Genomic DNA, 15,622 nt, shown 5'->3' with positions numbered 1-15,622 from the left:
CGGCTACGGAGCCGTGGCGCGCGGCGCGCGCTTGCGCTGCGGGCCGCGAGGCGGCCGCGGCTGCGACAGATCGGGCTTGCCCGCGGCCTCCCAGGCGCCGACGAGGTGCGCGGCGACCGAGGCGATGGCTTGATTGATCCGGCGCTCGAGGATGGCGGCGGCGCCCGCCTCGCCGAACCGCGTGAAGTACCCCTCGTCGTACAGGTCCCCGGTGCCGATGGCCTGACGGTCGGCCTCGAGCACGGTGGTGGCAAGGGCCGCGCCCTCGATGAGCGTCGCGAACGCGGTGTCGCGGGGCGTCGAGACCGGCGCCAGCGATGGCGGGGCCACCGTGAGCCGCGGCTTGAGGCGCGCGAACAGCTCCGTCTCGAAGCGGCTGTGGATGCCGTGCTGTCCGGTGACCTGCCCGTCGTAGTTGACCACCGCGTGGAACGGCACGTGGGCGTCGCCGATGTAGTGACTCATCACCGAGGCGAAGAACACGGCGTTGTCGACCGCGTAGCCGGGCCCGTCCGGGCGCGCGAGCTGCTCGAACGTCCGACGCAGGCGGCCGTGAATCTCGGCGACCCGCCACGGCAGCGTGCCCTCCTGGTGGACCTTTTCTGGGCCGAATTTGGTGACGGCCTCGTCGTAGCTGCGCGGCAGCGCATCGAAGGGCGGCGCGCCGTAGGCGTCGAGGTCCAGGAAGTGCCGGGGCGGCTCGTCGGTCACGCCGACGTTCCGCCACAGATCGGGATCGATCGAGTGCTCGACGAACGCCGTGCGCTGCCGCTCGAAGAGTTCGCGCAGGCCGGGGGGCAGCAGCGCGATGACCTGCTCGGCGATGAACTTGTGCGCCTCGAAGCCCCACGCCGGCGACGACGCGGGGGTCAGGAGCACGAGGGCGATGGGCAACACCCCCAGGGACAGACGAAGGCCGCGTCGGGTCAGCACGACGCCATTGTACGGCGGCGGTCCTGTGCCGGTCCTCTGCCCTCGCCGCGCAATTCGTTACACTGCCCGCGATGGCTCGCATCAGTCCCCAGGAGATCGACCGCGTAGCAGCCCTGGCCCAGTTGCGGCTGCCCGACGAGACGCGCGCACGGCTGGGCGCCGACCTCGCCCAGATTCTGGAGTACGTGGACCGCCTGCAGGCGGTGCCGACCGAAGGCGTGCCCCTGACGGCCCACGTGGTCGAAGGCGCCGGCGACCTGCGGCCCGATGCGCCGCGGCCCTCGCTCAGCGTGCACGAGGCGCTCGCCAACGCGACCGACGCCAACGAGAAGACCGGCCTGTTCCGCGTGCCACGGGTGCTCGGCGCATGAGCCCGATTGATCTGCGCCCCACTGGCACCAGCAGCGAGGCCGCATGCGAGCGCGCGTTGGCGGCGATTGCCGACGTGGCACCACTCAATGCCGTGCTTACCGTGACCGACGCCCGCGCCCGTGCCGCGGCCACGGCGATCGATGCCCTGCCGGACGCCGAGCGCGCGCGCCTGCCGCTGGCCGGCGTGCCCATCGCCATCAAGGACAACATCTGCGCCCGCGGCACGCGGACGACCGCCGGATCGCGCATGCTCGATCGCTTCGTGGCGCCCTACGACGCCACGGTGGTCCAGCGACTCGACGCCGCAGGCGCCGTCATCGTCGCCAAGACCAACTGCGACGAGTTCGCGATGGGGTCGTCCAACGAGAACTCCGCGTTCGGCCCCGTGCGCAACCCCTGGGACCACGCAAGGACGCCTGGGGGATCGAGCGGCGGGTCAGGGGCGCTGGTCGCGTCCGGGGCAGTCGACATCGCCCTCGGATCCGACACCGGGGGGTCGATCCGTCAGCCCGCCTCGTTCTGCGGCATCGTCGGACTCAAGCCGACCTACGGGCGGGTGTCGCGCTACGGCCTGGTGGCCTACGGATCGTCGCTCGACCAGATCGGCCCGATGACGCGCACGGTGCGGCAGGCGGGGCACGTGCTGGCGGTGCTGGCCGGTCCGGACCCCCTCGACGCGACCACGGTCGCGGCACCACCCTTCGAGGTTCCGGGGGCCGAGGTGTCGGTCAGGGGCCTGCGCGTGGGGGTGCCGCGGGCCCTGCTGGCCAGCGGCGTCGCCGAGGACGTGCAGGCCTCGGTCGAGCAGGCGCTCGCCCTCATGGTGGCCGGCGGCGCCACGCTGCACGATGTCGAGTTGCCGCACGCCGCGCACGCCATCCCGACGTACTACCTGGTGGCCACCGCCGAAGCCAGCGCCAACCTCGCCCGCTACGACGGGGTGCGTTTCGGACATCGGGCCCCGGCAGGGACGTTCACGGACCTGGCCTCGATGTATGCCGCCTCGCGCACGGAGGGCTTCGGCGACGAGGTCATCCGCCGCATCCTGCTCGGCACGTACGTCCTGAGCGCGGGCTACTACGACGCCTACTACCGCAAGGCGCAGCAGGTCCGCACGCTGATCACGCGCGACTACGAACAGGCGTTCGCGTCGGTGGACGTGGTGGCCATGCCGACGGCGCCCACCACGGCGTTCCGCCTCGGAGAGAAGGTCGAGGATCCGCTGCAGATGTACCTGGCCGACGTGTTCACGGTGAGCGCGAACCTGTCAGGACTGCCGGCCATCAGCGTCCCGTGCGGCCTCGATGGCCACGGGCTGCCGGTGGGCCTGCAGCTGACCGCACCGGCCTTCGCCGAGACGCAGTTGCTGCAGGCCGCAGCCGCCTACGAGGACGCCAGAGGCTCCTTCCCGATGCCGGGGCGAGCCTAGGCAGCGGCGAGCGCCGCCGTGCCCTTGATGGCCACCCAGACGAGGGCGGCCACGAGCAGCAACGGGATGAGCGGCAGCGCCACCACGGCGAGGACCGCCAGCAGCCCAAGCCCGCCCACGACCAGGGTGACCAGCAGCCCGACGACCAGCCCGACGCTGCCGAAGATCAGGCCGAACACCAGACCGAAGGCCGCCTTGAGCAGCAGCAGGGGCAGGAAGAGCACCCAGAGGACGGCACGAATCGCCAGCCAGGCCAGCGCCGCCCCCGCCATCATCGTCATCGCCAACACCGCGACCCCCAGTACGAACAGCGTCGTCATCGGCTCTCCCCTTGCGCGAATATGACGAGACGGTGCCCCCCGGGGTTCGGCGCGGCGTGCGCTATCGTCTACCGGTGACCGCGGACGCCGATCTGCTCGAGCGACTCGATGCCCTGGCCGAGTTGCTGCCGCTGCTGTCCGGAGCGCTCGACATCCGCGAGGCCTTTCCGCATCTCTCCCGCATCACCCGCCGCGTCCTGCCGCACGACGCGCTGGTCCTGGCGCTGCTGGCCCCCGACCGCGCCTCGCTGTCGATCCATGCGCTGACCACCGACGTCGACTTCCGCCGCCCGGATCGCATCCAGCTGCCGCCGAACATGCGCTATCTGTTCGAACAGCCGTGGGATCACCTGCTGTGCGACGACATGGCCGAGGACCCGGTGATGAAGCAGATCCCGGCTGTCGCGGCCGGTCTGCGCGGGTCGCTGCGCGTGCCCCTCCGCCGCAACGGCGAGGTCATCGGTGGCCTGAACTTCATGTCGCGGGCACGCGGCGCGTTCACGGAGCGCGATGCGCCGGTCGCCGTGCGCGTGGCCGCCTATGTCGCGCTGACGCTCGCGCACAAGGACCTGGCCGACGAAGCCGCCCGCGCCGCCGAGGTCCGCGAGCGTGCGGCCGCCCTCGAACAGCGGGTCCGCTCGCTCACCGACGAACTCGCCGTCCTCGGGCGTGGCGCGCCGCGGCGGATGGTCGGGACCTCGGCGGCGTGGCGACAGGCCGTCGCCGAGGCGGCACAGGTGGCCGCCACCGACACCACGGTGCTGCTCGTGGGCGAGTCGGGCACCGGCAAGGAGGTGCTGGCGCGCTTCATCCACACCGCGTCACCGCGGGCCGCCGGACCGTTCCTGGCCCTCAACTGCGCGGCGCTGCCCGAGGCGCTGATCGAATCGGAGTTGTTCGGCCACGAACGCGGCGCCTTCACCGGGGCCACCCAGGCACGGGCCGGCCTGATCGAGCGGGCCGGTGGCGGCGTGCTGCTGCTCGACGAGGTCGGCGAGTTGTCGCCGGGGGCACAGGCGAAACTGCTCCGCGTCCTCCAGGAACGCGAGTTCCAGCGGCTGGGGGCCTCGAAGGTCGTCAGGGCCGACGTCAGGGTCATCGCCGCCACCCACCGCGACCTGCGCGCGATGGTGGAACGGGGGACGTTCCGGGAAGACCTGTTCTACCGGCTGCACATCTTCGCGATCGCCCTCCCCCCGCTGCGCGAGCGCCCCGACGATGTGCTGCCGCTGGCCGAGGTGCTGCTGGAGGACATCGGCCGGCAACTGGGCCGACGCGCGGCAGGCCTGTCCCGCGAAGCCGTCCCGCGACTGCTCGGCTATCCATGGCCCGGCAACGTGCGGGAATTGCGCAACGTCCTCGAACGGGCCGCCATCTTGGCCGGCGGGGGCCTGATCACCTCCGAGCATCTCGCCGTCCCCGCTCTCGCCCGGCGCGCCGCGCCGACCGGATCGGCCGCGCCCGAGCGCCAGGCCGTCCCGTCGCCGACGAGCGCAGTGGCCCATGGTCCGGGTGGCGGAGGCCCCGCGGCGACGCTGCCCGACGTCGAGCGCCAGATGGTGGAACGGGCGCTCAGCGAGGCCCGGTACAACAAGTCCCGCGCTGCCACCGCGCTGGGCCTCACGCGCGCCCAGTTGTACGTCCGGCTCAAGCGTCACGGGCTGGTCTGAGGACGCCCACAATGCGGACAAATCGCCATTGTGAAGATTTCTACGCAATACACAGGCTGCACTCTCGACCGCAAACTGTCACACTCTTTATCATAAAGCCCTACTAAGCAGCTACTTGAAAGATCTGCCTGCGGCAGGCGGCCACTGGCCCAGCCCTTGCCTGTAGACACTCGTGGAAGGAGTTCCATGAGTCAGGCACACGTAGAACAGATCCTGGGACGGCTCGCGACCGACGAAGCCTGGCGAGAGCGGTTCCGCCGGGCCCCAGACGACGCGCTGGATGAGTTGGTGGGGGTGGCGTCGCTCGAGATCAGCGCCACGGAACGGCAGGCCCTGCTGGCGATGTCGCCAGAGACGCTCGACGCCTTTGCCGCGGCCCTCGATCCCCGGCTCCAGCGACTGGGCGTGACGCGATGACGCCGTTGGTCCTGCGCCGCTGGCCCCTGATGGTCGCGTGCGCGGCCCTGTCGTGGCTGGTGAGCGCGACCGGTGTGGGGGCCCAGCCCACCCCGCTCACCCTGGCCGATGCCACTGCGCGGGCGCTCGAACGCCTGCCCGAGGTGGCGATTCAGCGGGACGCCATCACCATCGCCGCCCAGGGCGAGATGCGGGCGCAGGCCGCCTATGACCCGGTCATCCGGCTCGACAGCCGGCTCCGCAGCCGGACCGACCCCCTGAACACCCTGTTTGTCGGAGCGCCCGAGGGCGCCCTGGCCTCGCGGGTGAACAGCCTCGTCGGCAGCGCGTCGTGGACGCGCCTCTTCGAGTCGGGGGCCACCGTCACCGGCAGCGCGTCGACGTCGCTGGAGGACAGCACCAGCCGGTTCGCCCTGCTCACCCCGGCCTACCTCACCAGCGTCGGCATCGAGGTCCGGCAACCGCTGCTCGCGGGCCGTCGGTTCGACGTCCAGCGACGCGCCCTCAAGGTGTCGGCGCTCGACGTGTCGCGAAGCCGGACCTCCCTGGAGCGATTGATCTCGGAGACCGTCGCGGCCGTGGAGCGGGCGTACTGGGCCGTCCGGGCGACCCGCGACGACGTGCGCATTCGCGAGCAGTCGCTGGCGTTGGCCGAGGCGCAACGCGAGGACACCAGCGTGCGCATCGACGCCGGCACCGCCGCCGAGTCCGACATTGCCGCGCCACAGGCCGAGATCGCCAGGCGCCGAACCGACCTGGTGCGTGCGCGCGACGAGGCGCTGCGCGCCGACATCGGTCTGCGCCAGCTGATGGCCGGCACGGCCGACTCGCCCGTGTGGACGATGGCGTTCGACCTCGCTGACGACCCGCCGGCCCCACCGCCGCCGGATCAGGTCGATCGCCTCGTGGCCGATGCCCTGGAGCGCCGCCCGGAACTGGCCGATGTCGACGCCGCGCGGCAGATCGCCGAACTCGACACGGCGCTGGCCCGGGAACGCACGCGCACCCAGCTCGATCTGATCGCGGCCTACCACCTGCGCGGCCTGGCCGGCGGCGACAACGCGGATCTCCTCGTGCCGTTCCCCGGCGCCGTCGTGACCATCCCTGACGCGCAGCGTGGGGGCCTGGACGACTCCCTGCAGACCCTCGCCACGCACCGTTTTTCCGACGTCTACGTCGGCGTCAGCCTCGCCCTGCCGCTCGGAAGACGCGCGGCGAAGGCCGATGTCGTGGCCGCCACACTCGCCGAGCGCCGCACCCACCTGCTGCGCGACCAGCTCGCACAGCGCATCGCCACCGAGGTCCGGACCGCCGCGGCGGTGCTCTCGGCGGCACGGGACCGACACGACGCGGCCACCGCCCTCGAGACGGCCGCCACCGATCTGCTCGCCGCCGAACAGGCGCGCTTCGACACCGGGCAGAGCTCGAACTTCTTCGTGCTGCAGCGCCAGACCGAACTCGCGCAGGCGTCGCTGGCACGCACCGCCGCGCGCCTCGACATGACGCGCGCGACCACCGAAGTGCTGCGGGCCACGGGGCGCCTCCTCGAACGACGCGGCATCGCCCTCGACCTGAAAGGACCCGTCCGATGACGCTCTCCGCTCCGACCACTGCCGCCCTGCTGGCGCTCCTGTCGCTCACCTCGACCAGCTGCGCGCGCGGCCCCGTGGACGATCGCCTCCATCTGAACGGACGCATCGAAGCGCCGCTGGTCGACATCGCGCCTCGCATCCAGGGACGTGTCCTCGAGGTCCTGGTCCGCGAAGGCGATCGCGTCAAGGCCGGCGACCTGCTGGTGCGCCTCGATCTGGCCGAAGTCGCCCTCGCCCCCGACCGCGATGCCCAGTCGGTGACGGCGGCAGAGGCCCGTGTGCGCGATCTCGCGTCCGGCAGCCGCGCCGCCGAGATCGCCGGCGCAGAGGCCGAGCGGGCCGATCGTCTCGCCGCCCTGTCGCTCGCGAAGGAAGAACTCGCTCGACAGCAGCAGTTGCGCAGCAAGCGGGTCGGCACGCAGCGCGATCTCGACCGCGCCGCCTCCGATGTCACGCGGGCGCAGGCCGCCGTCGACGCCGCCACCCAGCGGCTGACGCTGGTGCGTCAGGGGTTCCGCCAGTGGCAGAGCCGACAGGCCGAGGCCGAACTCGGTCGCGCCCAGCGCGTCAAGGCGCAATCGGACATCGTGGTGCGCGAGGCCGAACTGCGGGCCCCGAGCGATGCCGTCGTGCTGCACCGCCTCGTCGAGCCCGGTGCCCTGCTCGGCCCCGGGCAGCCGGCGCTGACGCTCGGCCTCGTGGCGCGCCTCTACGTCCGCACGTTCGTCCCCGAGCCGCATCTCGGCCAGGTCCGCCAGGGGCAGGTCGTGCAGGTATCCGTCGATGCCTATCCGGGGCAGACCTTTCCGGCGCGCGTGACCGAAATCTCACCGAACGCCGAGTTCACGCCCAAGGCGGTCGAGACGCGCGAGGAACGCGTCAATCTCGTCTACGCCGCCAAGGTGGATCTCGATGCCGGCTGGACGGCCCCCCTCGTGCCAGGGCAACCAGCCGAGGTGCTCGTCGCGGCGTCGACGTCGCCGAGGCCGACGCCATGAGCACGATGATCGAGGCCACCGGCCTCACGAAGCGCTTCGGCGCGGTCGACGCCCTGCGCGGGCTGACGCTGTCGATCGCACGCGGCGAACTGTTCGCGCTGCTCGGCCCGGATGGCGCCGGCAAGTCGACGTTCTTCCGCCTCGTCGCCGGACTCATCACCCCGAGCGGCGGCCACGTGCAGGTGCATGGCGTGCGCACGTTCGGACTGGTGCCGCAACGGTTCTCGCTCTACGAGGACCTGACGATCGACGAGAACCTGCACCTGCGCGCACGGCTCTACGACGTCCCCGACGCGATCGCGCGCACACGGACGGCGGAGCTCCTCGCACGCGTCGGACTCGATCGCTTCCGATCGCGGCTGGCCGGCGCCCTGTCGGGCGGCATGAAGCAGAAGCTCGCGCTGGTCAGCGCGCTGCTGACGCAGCCGGAGCTGCTCCTGCTGGACGAACCCACCACGGGCGTCGACCCGGTGTCGCGCCGCGAGTTCTGGATCCTGCTCAATCAGTTGCATCACGAAGGGCTCACGCTGGTGGTCTCGACGCCCTACATGGACGAGGCCGAGTACGCCTCACGGATGGCCTTCCTCGACCGCGGACGGGTCACCGCCCTCGGCACCCGCGCTGCCATCGTCGGCGCCTATCCGCGGGCGCTGGTGGAGGTGCGAAGTCACGACCGCATGCGCTTGCGGCGACAGCTCGCGGACCTGCCGGGGGTCGAGGACGTGTCCCTGTTCGGGACGCGCCTGCACGTGCGCGGCCGCACCGCGGACGCCGACTCCCTGCTCGGCGAGGTGCGGCGAGCCATGGCGGGGCACGTCGAGGCCGACGACGTGCGCGTCATCGCGCCCTCGCTCGAGGACGTGTTCGTCTGGCACAGCGAGCACGACACCGGACCAGGTGCCGACCCCGCGCCGGGATCGCCGCTGGCGCTGGCGGGGTCGCGATGAGTGCGTCTCGGCGCGATCCCGACAACCTGGTCACGGCCCGCGCGCTGACGCGCCGCTTCGGGTCGTTCGTCGCCGTGCGCAACATCGACGTCGAGATTCCGCGCGGGCGGGTCTTCGGCTTTCTCGGTCCGAACGGATCGGGCAAGTCGACCACCATCCGCATGCTCGCCGGGCTGCTGGCGCCGACCTCCGGTGTCATCACCGGGTTCGGTGGCCTCGATCTCGCGGCCGACACCGACGCGTGGAAGCGCCGCCTCGGCTACATGAGCCAGAAGTTCTCGCTGTACCTGGACCTCACCGTCGAGGAGAACCTGCGCTTCTTCGGCGCGGTGTACGGCCTGCGTGGGCCGGCCCTGGCGGGCCGCATCGATGCCCTGGCCGACCGCCTGCAGTTCCAGCCGGCCCGGCGCATGCTGACCGAAGGCCTGTCGACCGGCCTGCGCCAGCGCGTCGCGCTCGCCGCGGCGCTGCTGCACGAGCCCGAACTGCTGTTCCTCGACGAACCGACCGGCGGCGTGGACCCGGTGGGACGACGGATGTTCTGGGATCTGATTTACGAGCTGGCGGCCGACCGCGGCATGACCGTGCTGGTCACCACGCACTACATGGACGAGGCCGAGCAGTGTGACCGGCTGGCCTTCATCCTCGACGGCAGTCTGATCGCCGATGGCTCGCCGATCGATCTCAAGGCGCACCTGGCCGGACGCCTGTTCGAGGTGGAGATGGCCGCGGATGCGTTCGGCGCGGTCGCCGCGCTGCGGGGGCAGCCCCTCTTCGAGGACGTCTACCTGTCGGGACGCCGCCTGCGTGCGGTGCTGCATGCAGAGGCGCAGGCCGAGGCGCTGTCGGCCCTGGCCGTGTATGGCCGACCGGACCTGGCCGAGCCCTCCCTCGAGGACGTGTTCGTGTCACTCGCTCGCACGCGCGCCACCGGCGCGGAGGAGGCCGCATGAGACGGCTGCTGGCCCTGACCTGGAAGGAGTTCATGCAGCTCAAGCGCGACCGCCTGACGCTGCGCATGATCATCCTGATTCCACTGATGCAGACCCTGGTGTTCGGGTATGCCATCAACTACGACGTCAAGCATCTGAAGACGGTGGTCCTCGACGAGAGCCGGTCCTACGACAGCCGCGAACTGGTGGCGCGGCTGACGGCCAGCCAGTACTTCGAGGTGGTCGGACGCGTGGACAGCATGCGCGACCTGCAGACGGCGCTGGACTCCTCGACCGCGGCCGTCGGGCTCGTGATCGATCGCGACTACGGCGCCAACCGCCATCGTGGCACGCCCGCCGAAGCGTTCCTCGTGGTCAACGCGTCGGACACCACCACGGCCAGCCAGGCGATGTCGATCGCCAGCGGGGTGGCGACGCAGTTGTCCATCCAGACGCTGGCGCGGCGAGCGGGATGGCGCGAGCGTGCCCTGCCTGTCGATCTGCGCCTGCGTCCCTGGTACAACCCGGATCTGCGCACGGCGACGTTCGTCATCCCCGGCCTGCTGGCCATCATCCTGACGTTCACGCTGATCCAGTTCACCGCCGGCGCCATCGTGCGCGAGCGCGAGATGGGGACGCTCGAGCAGCTGCAGGTCACGCCGGTGACGCGCACGCAGCTGATTCTCGGCAAGCTGATGCCGTTCATCGTCATCGGCTACGTGCAGCTGACGGTGACGGTGCTGTTGATGCGGTTCCTGTTCCGGATCCCGATCATGGGCAGCGTGCTGCTGCTCTACGGCGTCGGGTTCCTGTTCATCGCCGCGGTGCTCGGGCTGGGCATGCTGCTGTCGACCATCGCCCAAACGCAGCGCCAGGCGCAGCAGCTGTCGATGATGTTCCTGCTGCCCTTCGTCTTCCTGTCGGGCTACGTCTTCCCCATCGACGGGATGCCGATGGTCTTCCAGCTGATCTCGCGGCTCATCCCGGCGCGTTACTTCATCGAGGTGGTGCGCGGCATCGTGTTGCGGGGGGCGGGCGTGGCGGAGCTGTGGGTGCCGATCGCCTGGCTGGCGTTCTACACCTGCGCCATCATCGGACTGGCGGTCTTCCGGTTCCGGAAGACGTCGGGCTGACACGCACGACGGGCACGGGGAACCGTCGCGGCGGTTCCCACGTGCCCGATCTCGACGGCACCGCAGGACGGGAGCACCGGCTCCCGCGGCTAGCTGATGGCGACCTCGATCTGTCTCGGCTTGGCCGCGGCCTTGACCGGCAGCGTGATGATCAGCAGCCCCTCCTTGAACTCCGCGCGTACCTGCTCCGTGTCGATGCGCGATGGCAGCGAGAACGAGCGGCTGAAGGCGCCATAGGCGCGCTCGACGCGGTGGTACTGCTCCTGCTTGATCGACGTGTCGCGCTTGCGCTCGCCACGCAGAGTGAGCGTGTTGTGCTCGACGCGCAGGTCGATGTCCTCGCGGGCAATGCCCGGCAGCTCCGCCGTCAGCACGATCTCCTGATCGGCGTTCTCGTAGATGTCGACGGCCGGCGACCACTCGCCCCGCTGGGTCAGGTCGTCGTCGAACCGACGGGTATAGGCGTCGCCGAAGATGCGGTTGATGCGGTCCTGCATCGTGGCCAGATCGCGGAACGGGTCGAATCGCACCATGCTCATGGTCCTCTCCTCCACGTGCGGCGGCGGCTGTCGAGGCCACCGTCCACGGGCGTTACGTGTCTCGTGCGCCGCCGACCCGATGTCGGCAGGCGTCCTGCCGGGCGTGCTGTCGACCGGCAACAGGGGCAGTATAGGCAAGACATGAGTGCCTGTCAAGCACTTAACCTGACTACATCTCACTCATATACATAACTGGCCCGATTGCGCCTTTTCTGCCGTCTCTCGGTCGCCCCGTGCGATCATCTCGGGATGCTGTCGTTTCCAGAGGCGACCGAACTGGCCGACGAGGTGCGTCGGCTCTTCGAAGACCTGCAGCAGACGCACGACGCCGCGCCCGGCGGCCTGCATGCGCCCCCCATGGACGTCGTCGAGCGCGAGGAATCACTCGAGGTCGTGCTCGACCTGGCCGGGGTCGCGCCCGAGGACGTGCGGGTCCTGTTCAAGAACAACACCCTGGTGGTGGCCGGGTGCAAGTGGCCCACCGGGGGGCCGCCGGAACGCACCACGGCCTTCCATCTCGTCGAGCGGAGTTTCGGGCGCTTCGCCCGGGCCGTCCGCGTGACGGCGACGCTCGATCTGTCGCGCGCACGCGCCACGATGACCGAAGGCGAGTTGCGCATCCAGTTGCCCCGCCTCAACAGCGGGCAGGAGTTCGTCATCCCCATCGAGAAAGTCGTCTAGCGCGCCATGCGGATCCTCTTCATCGGCGACATCTTCGCCAAGGTGGGCCGCGACCTCGTCAAGCGCGCCGTGCCGGCGCTCGTCCAGACGCGCGGCATCGACCTCGTGATCGCCAACGGTGAGAACAGCGCCGGCGGCTTCGGCATCACGCGCGAGATCTCGCGCGAGTTGTTCGACACGGGCATCGCGGTGCTGACGTCGGGCAACCACGTCTGGGACAAGCGCGAGATCCTCGCGTTCATCGACGATGAACCTCGCCTGCTGCGTCCGTTCAACTACCCGGCGGGCACCCCCGGGCGTGGCTCCACGATCGTCACGACGGCCGACGGCACCCGGGTCGGCATCCTGAACCTGATGGGCCGCGTCTTCATGACCGCGATCGACGATCCGTTCTCGCTCGGGCGCGCCGAGGTCGAACGGCTGAAGGCGCACGCCGACATCGTCTTCGTCGATTTCCATGCCGAAGCGACCTCCGAGAAGGTCGCGCTCGGTTGGCACCTCGATGGCCTGGCCACCGCCGTGGTCGGCACGCACACGCACGTCCAGACGGCCGACGCGCAGGTGCTGCCGGGCGGCACGGCCTACTGCACCGACGTCGGCATGACCGGCCCGCACGATGGCGTGATCGGCGTCGATCGCGGCCCGGTGATCAACCGGTTCCTCACCGGGCTGCCGACCCGCTTCGACACCGCCTCCGGCCTGCCGCGCCTGCACGCCGTGATCATCACGGCCGATGGCTCCGGGCGCGCCAGTGCCATCGAGCGCCTGAGCCTGACCCCGACCGACATCGAGGACCTCCGGTGAACTCGCTCTTCGACCTCCCGTTCGAGGACGAGCCGATCCCGAGGAAGGACCTGCAGCCGCCCACGCCGCCGGCCCCGCCGGCGCTACCGCCCGAGCAGCCCGTCGAACGGAGTGCGCGCCCGCAGGCGCCGCGCACCTTCTCGGTCAGCGAGCTCACCACTGCAGTGCGCCAGTCGCTCGAACAGCAATTCGGCCGCGTGTGGGTCGAGGGCGAGATTGCGGATTGCACCACCTCGGGCGGCAACATCTACTTCACCCTGAAGGATGCCGGCGCGCAGCTGTCGGCCGTCCTGTGGCGCACCGACGCGGCCCGCCTGCGCTTCAAGCTGACCACCGGCCTGCACGTGCTCGTGAAGGGGCGCCTGTCGGTCTACGTGCCGCGCGGCCGGTACCAGTTGATGGCCGACAGCATCGAGCCCAAGGGTGCGGGCGCGCTGCAACTGGCCTTCGAGCAACTGAAGCGACGTCTGCAGGCCGAGGGCCTGTTCGCGCCGGCCCGCAAGCGACCGCTGCCGATGCTGCCGCGCCGCATCGGTGTCGTCACGTCGATGGACGGCGCCGCGCTGCGTGACGTGCTCCGCGTGCTGCGCACCCGTCGCGCTCCCGCCGACATCGTCATCAGTCCAACGCGCGTCCAGGGAGACGGCGCCGGCGCCGAGATTGCCCGGGCCATCGCTCGGGTCGCCCGGGTCGCTGGTGTGGACGTCCTCCTCGTCGGGCGCGGCGGCGGGTCCCTCGAAGACCTCTGGGCCTTCAACGAGGAGGTCGTCGCCCGCGCGATCGCGGCCTGTCCCGTGCCGGTGATCGCGGCGGTCGGCCACGAGGTGGACACGACGATCGCCGACTTCGTCGCCGACGTCCGCGCCGCCACGCCGTCGCAGGCCGCCGAGATCGTCATGCGCCAGGCGAGCGACTTCCGCGATCGGCTCGCGGGGGCGCGCCGTCAGATGGCCCTGCTGCTGCACAGTCGACTCGACCGCCAGCGCACCCGCCTGCTCCGCATCGAGCAGCGCCCGGGTTTCGCGCACTATCGGGACGACGTCCGCCATCGGGAACGGCTGCGGGCCGAACTCGACGAGCGCCTGACGAGCGCGTGGCGACAGCAGACCGTCGCGCGCGGGCGGCGTCTCGAAGATCTCGGCCGTCGTCTCGACGAGCAGCACCCGCAGCGGCAGCTCGTCACTCGCATGCGCCGCCTGGCCCAGCTCGACGATCGGCTTCGCGTGTCCGTGCAGGGTCGCCGGAGCGCCGCGCACGCCGCGTTGCAGGCCCGTCGCGATCGGCTGGCGCGTACGGGCCTCGACACCCGCGTCGCGCAACTGGGGCGCCGCGTCGATCAGCAGGTGGCGCGGGCCCAGTCCGCGCTCACCGTCGCGCGCCATGCCCGCGACCGGCAGCTCTCGTCGCTGTCGGCGCAGCTCGACGCGCTGAGTCCGCTCCGCACGCTCGCCCGCGGCTACGCCATCTGCTGGGACGTCCCCGGCGTGGAGGTCGTCCGCAGCGTCACCGACGTGGCGCCCGGCGACCGCGTGCACGTGCAACTTCCCGATGGCGTCCTGCGCTGCGACGTCGACGCCGTCACCCCCGACCCCACCACACGTCCATGACCGAACCCACCGACTTCGAGCAGGCCATCACCGAGCTCGACGCCATCGTCCGTACCCTCGAGCAGGGCGACCAGCCGCTCGAGCAATCCCTCGCGCTGTTCGAACGCGGCGTCAAGCTGTCCCGCTTCTGTCACGACCGCCTCGAGGATGCCGAGCGACGCATCACCGTGCTGACGCAGAACGGGGGCCTGCGCGACGAGACTGCGGCCTTCGACAAGGAACTGTCGCCTCGCCCCGCCGACCGCGCATGAGCGCCATCGCCTTCGAGGACTTCGCCGACGGCTGTCGTCGCGACATGGAACGCGCGCTCGCGCAGTGGCTGCCGGTGCCGCCCGAGTGTCCGCCGCGTCTGCACGAGGCCATGCACTACAGCCTGCTGGCCGGTGGCAAGCGGATGCGGCCCGTGCTCGTGCTCGCCGCTGCCGACGCCGTCGGCCTCGGCCATCCCGACGCGCGGATGCTGGCCCTGCCGGCCGCCTGCGCCCTGGAGATGATCCACACGTACTCGCTGGTGCACGACGATCTGCCGGCCATGGACAACGACACGCTGCGACGCGGTCGGCCGACGGCGCATGTCGTCTATGGCGATGCCCTCGCGATCCTCTCGGGGGACGGCCTGCTGACCGAGGCCTTCACGCTCCTCGCGCGCGAACCCGCCCTCGAGGGCCCGGCCATCGCCCAGCGCAAGCTGCAGACGATTCAGCTCATCGCGCGTTCGGCCGGGGCGTGGGGCATGGTCGGCGGCCAGGTCCTCGACCTGCAATGGGAGGGCGCGCCGCGCCAGGCCCGTGCCGAGGATGATCTGGTGCGCCTGCAGGACGTGCATGCCCGCAAGACCGGTGCGCTGATTCGCGCCGCCACCGGCGCCGGCGCCATCATGGCCGGCGGCACGCCGAATCAGATCGCCGCCATCGACGCCTACGCCACCGAACTCGGCCTGTGTTTCCAGATCGTGGACGACGTCCTGGATGTCGAGGGCGATGCCGCGCAACTGGGCAAGCACGCGGGCAAGGACGAAGCCGCCGGCAAGCTGACGTACCCGGCCCTGTTCGGCGTCGAGGGCAGTCGGCAGCGGGCGCGCGCCTGTGCCGAGCGTGGCCACGCCGCCCTGGCGCAGGCCGGCCTCTCCGGCCACCTGCCCGCGATCCTCGACTGGACCCTGACGCGCCGCCAGTGACCGCGCCCCGCCCGGCCCGCGTGCGGCTCGATGCGCTGCTCGTCCAGCGCGGGTTCGCCCCGTCGCGCGAG

Annotated in this window: 17 protein-coding genes; 14 read left to right on the top strand and 3 right to left on the bottom strand. The window is 71.1% G+C overall.

Annotation, left to right across the window (positions count from 1 at the left end; all coding sequences use genetic code 11):
• Positions 1 to 3: 3 nt before the first annotated feature.
• A complete protein-coding gene (locus Q0C41_RS23485) occupies positions 4 to 933 on the bottom strand; it encodes a hypothetical protein (protein ID WP_291987969.1) in 930 nt (309 codons plus the stop codon).
• A 71-nt stretch (positions 934 to 1,004) separates the two neighbouring features.
• Here Q0C41_RS23485 and gatC point away from each other — a divergent pair, with 71 nt between their 5' ends.
• Together gatC and gatA are read left to right on the top strand one after the other, a co-directional pair.
• On the top strand, positions 1,005 to 1,304 hold the full coding sequence (gatC, locus tag Q0C41_RS23480) for an Asp-tRNA(Asn)/Glu-tRNA(Gln) amidotransferase subunit GatC (protein WP_291987967.1): 300 nt from the start codon (positions 1,005 to 1,007) through the stop codon (positions 1,302 to 1,304).
• Complete coding sequence (gene gatA, locus Q0C41_RS23475; RefSeq protein ID WP_291987965.1) at positions 1,301 to 2,734, top strand: Asp-tRNA(Asn)/Glu-tRNA(Gln) amidotransferase subunit GatA; 1,434 nt, start codon at positions 1,301 to 1,303, stop codon at positions 2,732 to 2,734. Before gatC ends, gatA begins: the two co-directional genes overlap by 4 nt.
• On the opposite strand, the gene Q0C41_RS23470 is transcribed toward gatA, so the two are convergent.
• Complete coding sequence (locus Q0C41_RS23470) at positions 2,731 to 3,054, bottom strand: hypothetical protein (protein ID WP_291987964.1); 324 nt, start codon at positions 3,052 to 3,054, stop codon at positions 2,731 to 2,733. The genes gatA and Q0C41_RS23470 overlap by 4 nt on opposite strands.
• A gap of 74 nt (positions 3,055 to 3,128) precedes the next feature.
• Between Q0C41_RS23470 and Q0C41_RS23465 the strand changes: the two genes are divergently transcribed.
• The 7 genes from Q0C41_RS23465 (at position 3,129) to Q0C41_RS23435 (ending at position 10,743) form a co-directional block, all read left to right on the top strand.
• Positions 3,129 to 4,724 carry a sigma 54-interacting transcriptional regulator gene (locus Q0C41_RS23465; RefSeq protein ID WP_291987962.1) on the top strand — a complete coding sequence of 532 codons (1,596 nt, stop codon included), beginning with the start codon at positions 3,129 to 3,131 and terminating at the stop codon, positions 4,722 to 4,724.
• Positions 4,725 to 4,910: 186 nt separating this feature from the next.
• The gene (locus Q0C41_RS23460) at positions 4,911 to 5,141 is read left to right on the top strand and encodes an Os1348 family NHLP clan protein (RefSeq protein ID WP_291987960.1); all 231 of its coding nucleotides are present in this window, start codon (positions 4,911 to 4,913) and stop codon (positions 5,139 to 5,141) included.
• Positions 5,138 to 6,733, top strand: coding sequence for a TolC family protein (locus tag Q0C41_RS23455; protein WP_291987958.1), 1,596 nt, complete (start codon positions 5,138 to 5,140; stop codon positions 6,731 to 6,733). Before Q0C41_RS23460 ends, Q0C41_RS23455 begins: the two co-directional genes overlap by 4 nt.
• Positions 6,730 to 7,731: an efflux RND transporter periplasmic adaptor subunit gene (locus Q0C41_RS23450; RefSeq protein WP_291987956.1), complete on the top strand. Its 1,002-nt coding sequence runs from the start codon at positions 6,730 to 6,732 to the stop codon at positions 7,729 to 7,731. Before Q0C41_RS23455 ends, Q0C41_RS23450 begins: the two co-directional genes overlap by 4 nt.
• Positions 7,728 to 8,678 carry an ABC transporter ATP-binding protein gene (locus Q0C41_RS23445; RefSeq protein ID WP_291987954.1) on the top strand — a complete coding sequence of 317 codons (951 nt, stop codon included), beginning with the start codon at positions 7,728 to 7,730 and terminating at the stop codon, positions 8,676 to 8,678. Before Q0C41_RS23450 ends, Q0C41_RS23445 begins: the two co-directional genes overlap by 4 nt.
• On the top strand, positions 8,675 to 9,631 hold the full coding sequence (locus tag Q0C41_RS23440; RefSeq protein WP_291987952.1) for an ABC transporter ATP-binding protein: 957 nt from the start codon (positions 8,675 to 8,677) through the stop codon (positions 9,629 to 9,631). The genes Q0C41_RS23445 and Q0C41_RS23440 overlap by 4 nt, the downstream gene beginning before the upstream one ends.
• Positions 9,628 to 10,743: an ABC transporter permease gene (locus tag Q0C41_RS23435; protein WP_291987950.1), complete on the top strand. Its 1,116-nt coding sequence runs from the start codon at positions 9,628 to 9,630 to the stop codon at positions 10,741 to 10,743. Before Q0C41_RS23440 ends, Q0C41_RS23435 begins: the two co-directional genes overlap by 4 nt.
• 89 nt (positions 10,744 to 10,832) lie before the next feature.
• Here Q0C41_RS23435 and Q0C41_RS23430 read toward each other — a convergent pair whose 3' ends face one another.
• On the bottom strand, positions 10,833 to 11,282 hold the full coding sequence (locus Q0C41_RS23430) for an Hsp20/alpha crystallin family protein (RefSeq protein ID WP_291987948.1): 450 nt from the start codon (positions 11,280 to 11,282) through the stop codon (positions 10,833 to 10,835).
• Positions 11,283 to 11,531: 249 nt separating this feature from the next.
• On the opposite strand from Q0C41_RS23430, the gene Q0C41_RS23425 reads away from it, so the two are divergent.
• The 5 genes from Q0C41_RS23425 to Q0C41_RS23405 are packed head-to-tail and all read left to right on the top strand — an operon-like array spanning position 11,532 to position 15,551.
• Positions 11,532 to 11,963 carry an Hsp20/alpha crystallin family protein gene (locus Q0C41_RS23425; RefSeq protein WP_291987946.1) on the top strand — a complete coding sequence of 144 codons (432 nt, stop codon included), beginning with the start codon at positions 11,532 to 11,534 and terminating at the stop codon, positions 11,961 to 11,963.
• A gap of 6 nt (positions 11,964 to 11,969) precedes the next feature.
• Complete coding sequence (locus tag Q0C41_RS23420) at positions 11,970 to 12,767, top strand: TIGR00282 family metallophosphoesterase (RefSeq protein ID WP_291987944.1); 798 nt, start codon at positions 11,970 to 11,972, stop codon at positions 12,765 to 12,767.
• Positions 12,764 to 14,374: an exodeoxyribonuclease VII large subunit gene (gene xseA / locus Q0C41_RS23415; protein ID WP_291987943.1), complete on the top strand. Its 1,611-nt coding sequence runs from the start codon at positions 12,764 to 12,766 to the stop codon at positions 14,372 to 14,374. The genes Q0C41_RS23420 and xseA overlap by 4 nt, the downstream gene beginning before the upstream one ends.
• On the top strand, positions 14,371 to 14,625 hold the full coding sequence (xseB, locus tag Q0C41_RS23410; protein WP_291987940.1) for an exodeoxyribonuclease VII small subunit: 255 nt from the start codon (positions 14,371 to 14,373) through the stop codon (positions 14,623 to 14,625). Before xseA ends, xseB begins: the two co-directional genes overlap by 4 nt.
• Positions 14,622 to 15,551: a polyprenyl synthetase family protein gene (locus Q0C41_RS23405; RefSeq protein WP_291987939.1), complete on the top strand. Its 930-nt coding sequence runs from the start codon at positions 14,622 to 14,624 to the stop codon at positions 15,549 to 15,551. The genes xseB and Q0C41_RS23405 overlap by 4 nt, the downstream gene beginning before the upstream one ends.
• Positions 15,552 to 15,622: the final 71 nt, after the last annotated feature.

This window comes from Luteitalea sp. (assembly GCF_022842525.1).
Taxonomy (GTDB): Bacteria; Acidobacteriota; Vicinamibacteria; order Vicinamibacterales; family Vicinamibacteraceae; genus Luteitalea.
Note: the sequence above shows the minus strand (reverse complement) of the source record. Positions and strands in the feature narration are given on the sequence as shown.

What these genes read in the sequence shown, in the direction of transcription:
- xseB (WP_291987940.1), top strand. Translation starts at nt 14,371, where the DNA reads ATGACCGAACCCACCGACTTCGAGCAGGCCATCACCGAGCTCGACGCC.
- Q0C41_RS23455 (WP_291987958.1), top strand. Translation starts at nt 5,138, where the DNA reads ATGACGCCGTTGGTCCTGCGCCGCTGGCCCCTGATGGTCGCGTGCGCG.
- Q0C41_RS23460 (WP_291987960.1), top strand. Translation starts at nt 4,911, where the DNA reads ATGAGTCAGGCACACGTAGAACAGATCCTGGGACGGCTCGCGACCGAC.
- Q0C41_RS23420 (WP_291987944.1), top strand. Translation starts at nt 11,970, where the DNA reads ATGCGGATCCTCTTCATCGGCGACATCTTCGCCAAGGTGGGCCGCGAC.
- Q0C41_RS23405 (WP_291987939.1), top strand. Translation starts at nt 14,622, where the DNA reads ATGAGCGCCATCGCCTTCGAGGACTTCGCCGACGGCTGTCGTCGCGAC.
- Q0C41_RS23425 (WP_291987946.1), top strand. Translation starts at nt 11,532, where the DNA reads ATGCTGTCGTTTCCAGAGGCGACCGAACTGGCCGACGAGGTGCGTCGG.
- gatC (WP_291987967.1), top strand. Translation starts at nt 1,005, where the DNA reads ATGGCTCGCATCAGTCCCCAGGAGATCGACCGCGTAGCAGCCCTGGCC.
- gatA (WP_291987965.1), top strand. Translation starts at nt 1,301, where the DNA reads ATGAGCCCGATTGATCTGCGCCCCACTGGCACCAGCAGCGAGGCCGCA.
- Q0C41_RS23435 (WP_291987950.1), top strand. Translation starts at nt 9,628, where the DNA reads ATGAGACGGCTGCTGGCCCTGACCTGGAAGGAGTTCATGCAGCTCAAG.
- Q0C41_RS23430 (WP_291987948.1), bottom strand. Translation starts at nt 11,282, where the DNA reads ATGAGCATGGTGCGATTCGACCCGTTCCGCGATCTGGCCACGATGCAG.
- Q0C41_RS23470 (WP_291987964.1), bottom strand. Translation starts at nt 3,054, where the DNA reads ATGACGACGCTGTTCGTACTGGGGGTCGCGGTGTTGGCGATGACGATG.
- Q0C41_RS23445 (WP_291987954.1), top strand. Translation starts at nt 7,728, where the DNA reads ATGAGCACGATGATCGAGGCCACCGGCCTCACGAAGCGCTTCGGCGCG.
- Q0C41_RS23440 (WP_291987952.1), top strand. Translation starts at nt 8,675, where the DNA reads ATGAGTGCGTCTCGGCGCGATCCCGACAACCTGGTCACGGCCCGCGCG.
- Q0C41_RS23450 (WP_291987956.1), top strand. Translation starts at nt 6,730, where the DNA reads ATGACGCTCTCCGCTCCGACCACTGCCGCCCTGCTGGCGCTCCTGTCG.